Source organism: Bartonella florencae (assembly GCF_000312525.1).
GTDB lineage: Bacteria > Pseudomonadota > Alphaproteobacteria > Rhizobiales > Rhizobiaceae > Bartonella > Bartonella florencae.
In genome coordinates this window covers 172,439-180,541 of sequence record NZ_HE997454.1, presented here as the reverse complement: position 1 = coordinate 180,541, position 8,103 = coordinate 172,439, and the positions used below count along the sequence as shown (strand labels likewise).

Below are 8,103 nucleotides of genomic sequence, written 5' to 3'. Positions count from 1 at the left end.
AAGGTTGCGACTTATTTAGGTGGCGATGCTAAGTATGAAAATGGAGCATGGACAGATCCTAAGTTCACAATTAAAACTGTTAACGGAGATGGCGAGGAAAAAGAAGAGACTTATAAGAATGTATCCGATGCTTTAACGGGAGTTGGTACTTCTATCACGAATGTTCAGAATAAAGTTACCAATGATATAACGAATAAGTTCGATGAATTTACTCAAAACATAACGAATATTACACAACAAGTTCAAGGTGATGCTTTATTATGGAGTGAGAGTGAAAATGCCTTTATCGCGGCTCATGGTAAGGATGATGCAAAGACCAATAGCAAAATTACACATCTTTTAGATGGCGCTATTACTTCTGATTCGACGGATGCCATCACAGGTAAACAGCTTTATACTTTGGGTGATAAAGTTGCTCAGTCTTTTGGTGGCGATGTTCATTATGAGAATGGTGAATGGACATCTCCAACTTTTAAAATTAAAACTGTTAACGGAGAGGGTGAGGAAAAAGAAGATACTTATAAGAATGTATCTGATGCTTTAACGGGAATTGGTACTTCTATCACGAATGTTCAGAATAAAGTTACTGAACAGATTAATAATGTGGTTTCTCAAGTTGCCGCCAATAGCTTTGTACAACAAGATGATACAACAAAGCGTATAACCATTGGAGCAAAAGAAGAAGGCAGGGAAATCAACATTGCCAACAAAAGTGGTGGAGATCGTACACTTTCCGGTGTGAAGGAAGCAGTAAACAATAATGAGGCTATTAACAAAGCTCAGCTTGATAAAAATATCGAAAGTGTAAACAATGAGATAACGAATAAGTTCAATAGCCTTAATGAAAACATAACAAACATTACGCAACAAGTTAAAGGCGATGCTTTATTGTGGAGCAAAGAAGCTAATGCATTTGTTGCTCAGCATGGCGAAGACAAAACCAGTAGCAAGATTACGTATCTTTTGGATGGTGACATTTCTGAAGGTTCAACGGATGCTATCACGGGTAAACAACTTTATTCCTTGGGCGATAATCTTGCCGCATATTTAGGAGGTGGAGCTGAATATAAGGATGGCAAATGGACGGCTCCAACCTTTACACTTAAGACAGTTAAGGAAGATGGCACAGCAGAGGAAAAAGATTATCAGAATGTAGCGGCTGCTTTTGAAGGTGTTGGTAAATCTTTTATGAATATTCAAGATAAAATCACTAATGAGATTACCAATGAGATCAATAAAACAAAAGGTGATGCTTTATTGTGGAATGATGAAGAAAAGGCCTTTGTTGCACGTCATGAAAAAGACGGACAGAAGACAAACAGCAAATTGAAGTATCTTTTGGATGGTGACATTTCTGAAGGTTCAACCGATGCCATTACGGGTAAGCAGCTTTATCTCATGAGCAACCAGCTTGCTAATTATTTTGGTGGTGGTGCAGGCTATAAGGATGGGCAATGGAAAGAGCCTACATTCTATGTTTCTCAGTTCAAGGGCGATTCTAATGGTGCCGATAAGAAGGATTATCATGATGTTGCATCTGCATTTGAAGGTGTTAACGACAGCATGGCAAATATCAACAATCGTATTCATGATGTTGAACAGACTGTTTCATCGAGTGGTTTAAATTGGAATGAGACAGAAAAAGCCTATGACGCTCGTCACAATGATAAAGACAGTAAGATTGCGCATGTAGAAAATGGTGAAATAACAGAAAACTCGAAAGATGCCGTTAATGGTAGTCAACTTTGGCAGACGAATAAGAAAGTTGAAGAGGTTGAAAGCCGTGTAGACAATATTGATCAACAAGTAAAAAATATTGAAAATACGGTTATGAATGATGCAGTTAAGTATGATAAAGATACTGATGGCAAAAAAATAAATAAAGTCACATTAGCTGGTGTAAGTGAAAGTGATCCGGTAGTGTTAGACAATGTAGCGAGTGGTAAAATAAATGAAGCTTCGAAAGAAGCTGTGAATGGTAGTCAACTTTGGGAGACAAACCAGAAGATAGATGTAGCTCTTGATAAGGCAAAAACATATACGGATGAGCGTTTCGATAGCATTCTCAATAACACGATGAGTGATGTTATTAAGGAAGCGAAATCTTATACGGATATGAAGTTTGATGCTTTAAATTACAGCATAGAAGGTGTGCGGAAAGAAGCAAGACAAGCAGCGGCTATTGGTTTAGCAGTGGCCAACTTACGCTATAATGAAACACCTGGAAAATTAAGTGTTGGATTTGGTACTGGCTTATGGCGCAACCAATCTGCATTTGCCTTTGGTGCTGGTTATACATCTGAGAGTGGGTCTATTCTGTCGAATGTATCTGTCACCAATTCTGGTGGTCACTGGGGTATAGGTGCGGGATTCAATATGACATTGAACTGATAATCAACAGAATAGATTGAGCAAAATGCTTTCGTCCTTGTCTTAAATGAAGACAGGGGCGAAAGTTTATTTTAAAAAGAAATCAATACAGTCAACAATGAGATCTTTAAAGAAAAACATCACAAGCATATGAATAATAAAATAAAACGCATCATTAATGCTAAGGCCTTGTTTTCATCTCAATTTATAATTTAATAAGAATGGGAATTACCAGATAGCAATAGTTTCTGCTTTTCATAAAAAGGCAGTTCAAAAGAACATAAATCAATATGCTACTTAATTTATAGGTAGAACTTACCACCCCAATATGAAAATAGGCTTCGACAAATTTATCTAAATGAATCCATTATCGGTTCACAGTTTTTTGCTACAAATCAGAGTGTAACGACTATATCCACTACTCTCCAAACTGTTGCCATGAATATAAAATCCTTTGGAGGAAGCGCTAAATATGAGAATGGTGTATGGAGCGTTCCAACTTTTACGCTTAAAACAGTTAAGGATGATGGGATCTCTGAAGAGAAGATTCATAATAATGTTGCGGAAGCTTTATTTGAAGTTGTTGCTTTTTTCATAAATGTTCAAAAATAAATAACTGAACAGATTAATCATGATTAAAAAATAGAAAGTGAGAATCTTGTTAAGCAGGATGAAAAGACAAAGTGTATCGCAATTGGTGGAGAGAAAGATGAGAGTGGGATCAGTATTGGCCAAACAGTGCAAGCTGTGTATAGCTTTTCTGGTGTAAAAGCAGGGCTTCTATAGCAGATCCCACGGAAGCAATCGATGGTTCCCAGTTTTATTCGGTAATCAATGTATTTTCTAGATATTTTAGTGGAGATGCGAAATACAAGGATGGAAAATGGAAAGCGCCTACCTTTAAAGCTACACAATTTACAGCTGATGGCGTATTAAGTGAGAAGCAAAATTATACAAATCTTGCGTCTGCATTTGAAGGTGTTAACGACAGCATGACAAAAATCAACGAGCGTATTCATGATGTTGAACAGAGTATTTTCTCGAGTGGTTTAAATTGGAGTGAGACAGAGAAAGCTTTTGACGCGCGTCATAAAGGTCAAGACAGTAAGATTAAGCATGTAGCGGATGGTGAAATATCAGAAGGCTCAAAAGAGGCCATTAATGGTAGTCAACTTTGTCAGACGAATAAGAAAGTTGAAAAGGTAGAAAGTCATGTCAATAGAATTGATAAGCAAGTAAAAGATATTGCTAGTGTGGCAGATATTGCTGTTAAGTATGATAAAAGGAATGATGGCAAGAAAAAGAATAAAGTGACATTAATTGGTATGAGTGAGAGTGATCCAGTATTAATAGACAATATAGCGGATGATAGTATTGAAAGTGGTTCAAAAGAAGCCGTTACAGGCGGTCAATTGCATGATTATACGGATAAACAGATGAAGTTAGTTCTTGATGAATCGAAGAAATATACGGATGAGCATGTTGATAGTATGGTGAACAAAGGTCTTGAAGAGTCGAAGGCCTATACAGATATGAAGTTTGAGACGTTAAATTATGCCATTGAGGATGTTCGCAAGGAGTCCAGACAGGCTGCAGCTATTGGTTTAGCAGTATCGAGTTTAAGTTATGATGATACACCAGGAAAATTGAGCTTTTCATTTGGTACTGGTGTATGGCGCAGCCAATCTGCCTTTGCTATCGGTGCTGGCTATATGTCTGAAAGTGGAAAGATGCGTTCTAATTTATCTGTCACAAGTGCTGGAGGTCACTGGGGAGTAGGTGCTGGCTTTAGGGTCACATTGAATTAAAGATATAGAAATTACCTCTTTTACCAAAACACTCTCCGCTCTTCTTTTTTAAGAAGGGCGAAGACACTGTAGACCCAAACAATATTACTGAGCTGTAAGTAATTATAAATTTTAATTATACTACGAGCTCTAAGTGTTATAAAAACATTTTAATCTTCATTTGTTGAAAAAAAGACACAGTTAGAATCCATTTTGCTAAAAAGTTGTATTTTTACTTGCTATTTCACCGAATAGTCGATAGTAGTTTAATAAGTGTATGAGTAAGACTCATTTTGATTAAATGAGATATCCCGAAGGGGGCGAGTAATGTTTAGACAACAACAGCAAATCAAGCAATCACATCGATATTATCAATTACAAATAATAAAAAAATCCTAGCTAAAGAAATTGCTGCTTTTAAGAGTCTTAATCCACAAATACTCTAGCCTCCTGCTTTACTTGTTATTAATAAAATGATGCTTTTAATTAAAAAACAGCAAGAAACACACAAGTAAAAAACTAAAATGCCTTTATTGTAGCGCAATTTCGATTAGGTAGAACGTTTTTAATATTTAAAAACACACAGCACTCTAAGTAAGCACTTATTAGACTCTAAATGTGTTATTTTCATGTCTATCCAACATATTTCCCATTTAGGTCTCGTTACAGAAAACACACAACACAAAATAAAAGACTCAAAATGCTAAAAATAAAACACCTCAGGCCTCACTTACAGGAAACTTCTATTATTAAAATATGTCTTTTTTGTGTTGCTAACTATGTATCTCAAAAATTTTTCATTGGGGTTTCATTATGAAAAAGTTATTTGCCATATCAAAGGGGAATGTTTTGAATAATCCGCTTTTTTCTCATTATTTATTATCTGTATTTAAAAAACTTTCATTGGGGACAGCAATGGGCATATTTATGCTGAATGCTACTCCTGTTTTGGCAAAAAGTTTTGATATAATAGAACAAGTTCTCCAAAGCATAGAGAAAGCAACAGCGATTTATTCTCAAAGCAAGGATAATCAGAACAGTTTTAACGTTTCTGATTCATCCAAGGCAGGTTATTTAACAACACTGAATGCAGCGCTAGCAGAAAAAGTGAATGCTTCTAGTGATTATGCCAATTTTTTAACCAGAACTCTTCGGGGGGCGGGTCTAGATAATAACGAAGATACAGCCATCATTGATGTATCTGATTTCTCGCGAAATAATTTAATCACAAGTCTGCCGCGTAATAGCGGATGGCAACGTGGGATAACTCAAGGGGCAGTTGGCACGAATGTCATGTTTGGTACAGATATAAAAACAGCCCCAAATGCCCATAACGAGTATGATAATGTTGCTATTGGAGCTAATATATCAATACAAACTTCAGACTCAGTTGCTGTTGGTTATCGTGCGGAGATAGATAATAGGTTTTCTGTTGCGGTCGGTCATTTAGCTCATAGTGTGGGTGAAGGTAGTATCGCAATAGGTGGCGAAGGTAGGTATAGTGCTAACCCGATTCCTCCAGAAGGGCGTACAGTAGCAAAAGGTGAAGGATCCATAGCTATTGGACGTCGTGCTAAGACAAATGATATGGCATCTATAGCTTTTGGTTATAAGGCAAAAACAGCAGAAAAATTCGCTATAGCCTTTGGTTATAATGCAGAGGCAACAAGAGAAGATAGCATAGCGATAGGGCGCATGGCGCACGCTTTAGGGAAAAGCAGTACTGCATTCGGTTCTGAATATAATGATAAGAGTGAACATGGAAGCGATGATTATACGACTGCCAAGGGTGATTATTCAACAGCTTTGGGTGCTGTTTCTAAAGCCTTGGAGTATGGTTCAACTGCTGTTGGACATAGTGCATATGCAACGGAAAAAGACGCTGTTTCTATAGGATTTTATTCGAAAGCAAATGCAGATCACGCTATTGCTTTAGGTGCTAATTCTATAGCGAACGTTACAGCTGGTGTTCTAGGCTATAATCCTCTTTTACATGAAGCAGCGACAGAAGATACTTTTGCATGGAAAAGTACTTATGGTGCTGTTAGTGTTGGTGATATTTCTGGAATGCAGTCGCGGCAAATTGGAGGAGTTGCAGCAGGTAGTGCAGATACGGATGCGGTCAATATTGCGCAGTTAAAGTCATTACAAACCTATGTAGATAAAGGCTGGAAACTGTCTGTTGATGGTAAAAATGCTAAAGCTGTGGGGATAGACGATACAGTAGATTTAGCAGCTGGAAGTAGCAACCTTAGCATTACCAAAGGCAAAGAGGACAATAAGGTAAAATTTGATCTCGCGAAGGATATTACACTTAATAAGATAACAGTAGGATCTAATACTCTAGACGCAACAGGTTTAATTATTAAGGATGGTCCACAAATCACGACTACTGGAATTTCCGCTGGCAGTAAAAAGATTACACATGTAGCAGATGGTACGGACACGACTGATGCAGTGAATTTTGGACAGTTGAACAAAGCCAAGCAAGAAGTTCAAGAACAAGTAGAAAAACAAGTAGCAGAGAACAGTTTTGTTAAACAAGATTCCAACACGAAACACATCACCATTGGTAAAGAAACCGATGGCAATATAATTAATCTTCAAAACAATAAGAATGAGAACCGAACCCTTTCTGGTTTGACAGGTGGTGCAATCTCTAAAGATTCCCATGATGCAATCAATGGCTCCCAGCTTTATACTTTAGGTGACAATGTCGCGAAGTCTTTCGGTGGCGATGCTAAGTATGAAAATGGGGCATGGACAGATCCTAAGTTCACAATTAAAACTGTTAACGGAGATGGCGAGGAAAAAGAAGAGACTTATAAGAATGTATCCGATGCTTTAACGGGAGTTGGTACGTCTATCACGAATGTTCAGAATAAAGTTACTGAACAGATTAATAATGTGGTTTCTCAAGTCGCCTCCAATAGTTTTGTAAAACAGGATGATACAACGAAATACATCACCATTGGTAAGGATACCGATGGTGATAAAATCGTTCTTACCAATAAAGATGGCGGTGCTCGAACTGTTACTGGTGTAAAAGCCGGTACTGAAGAAACCGATGCAGTAAATTACAAACAGCTAAAAGAATTGACCAAAGGTTGGAAAGCTAACACTACTAGCGAAACTTTTGAAGATGCTATAGCTAAAGGGGAAAATTCAGTTGCTATTGGAAGTGGCGCCAGTGTTGGCGAAGGTGCTACGGGTTCAATTGCGATTGGTACCAGAGCAAAAATTGATAGTAACCAGCACGATTCGATTGCAATTGGTACTGAAGCAACCGCTGCAAACTCTGGGCTTGCTTTTGGTTTTTTTGCAAGCGCCGATGCCATGGGTGCGATTGCGATTGGTCAGAACGCAAAAGCTAATTCTGATTCTTCTATTGGTATGGTTGTTATTGGTGATGGGGCAGGAGTTGATGAATCGACTCGAGAAAAAGATACTGGCTATGCGGTTACTATTGGATTTCAAGCAAAAGCATTTGTTCGCGACAGTATAGCTTTAGGGGCATCTTCTACTGTTGATGTTGGTGCCGATGTTTCAGGTTATGATCCTAGTATTAGAGCAAATTCAAATAAACAGGATAACACATGGAAATCTAGCCTTGGTGCACTTAGCATTGGTAATACTGAGCAAGGTCAAACTAGACAGATTGTAAATGTAGCTGCTGGTACCAACGACACTGATGCCGTCAACGTTGCACAGCTAAAAGCTCTACAAAATTCTATAACCCCAAGTTGGGATCTTTCTGTTAATGGTAAAAATAAAACAAATGTTAATTCAACCAGCCCAATGGATTTAGCAGCTGGCAGTGACAACCTTAGCATTACCAAAGGCGAAGAGGACAATAAGGTAAAATTTGATCTCGCGAAGGATATTACACTTAATAAGATAACAGTAGGATCTAATACTCTAGACGCAACAGGTTTAATTATTAAGG

General features: G+C 37.8%; 3 protein-coding genes and 1 pseudogene. All 4 read left to right on the top strand.

What is annotated here, in order from left to right; translation table 11 throughout:
• The coding region (locus BN202_RS07455) for a Vomp family autotransporter (protein WP_019220007.1) at positions 1-2,391 on the top strand (2,391 nt) is incomplete at its 5' end.
• Between the two features lie 417 nt (positions 2,392-2,808).
• A complete protein-coding gene (locus tag BN202_RS10365) occupies positions 2,809-2,982 on the top strand; it encodes a hypothetical protein (protein WP_019220006.1) in 174 nt (57 codons plus the stop codon).
• Positions 2,983-3,152: 170 nt separating this feature from the next.
• Positions 3,153-4,178 (top strand): Vomp family autotransporter, encoded by a 1,026-nt coding sequence (locus tag BN202_RS09775; protein ID WP_341871765.1) that lies wholly within the window; start codon positions 3,153-3,155, stop codon positions 4,176-4,178.
• 792 nt (positions 4,179-4,970) lie between these two features.
• Positions 4,971-8,103, top strand: a pseudogene (locus tag BN202_RS09995) (hypothetical protein); the annotation flags it as partial.

What these genes read in the sequence shown, in the direction of transcription:
- BN202_RS10365 (WP_019220006.1), top strand. Translation starts at nt 2,809, where the DNA reads ATGAATATAAAATCCTTTGGAGGAAGCGCTAAATATGAGAATGGTGTA.